The sequence below is a fragment of the Roseburia faecis genome (genome assembly GCF_001406815.1).
Lineage (GTDB): Bacteria > Bacillota > Clostridia > Lachnospirales > Lachnospiraceae > Roseburia > Roseburia faecis.
This window is the reverse complement of record NZ_CVRR01000001.1, coordinates 1-330: the sequence shown is the minus strand read 5'-3', so window position 1 is coordinate 330 and position 330 is coordinate 1. Positions and strand designations below refer to the sequence as shown.

At 46.1% G+C, this 330-nt stretch carries 1 protein-coding gene; it reads left to right on the top strand.

Annotated features, from left to right (window positions below; translation table 11 throughout):
- On the top strand, window positions 1-330 hold a 330-nt coding region (locus M72_RS00005; RefSeq protein ID WP_141652667.1), incomplete at both ends, for an ATP-binding cassette domain-containing protein.

Genomic DNA, 330 nt, shown 5'->3' with positions numbered 1-330 from the left:
AAAAGATCAATCATTTGTTGGACATTCTTTCGCTCTCCGATGTGAAAAAGAAAAAAATCTCCAATCTGTCAGGCGGCATGAAGCGTCGTGTTGGTATTGCGCAGGCTATGTTGAACGACCCGGAGATACTTGTCATGGACGAACCGACAGCAGGACTCGATCCCGGAGAGCGCGTGCGTCTGCGGAATTTCATTTCCGAGTTTTCGCATGATCGAATCGTGTTGATTTCCACCCATATCGTATCTGACATAGAATATATTTCTACGCGCAACGCAATTATGAAAGCCGGAGAAATTGTTGATGTCGGAACTACCGCAGAACTTGTCAAGC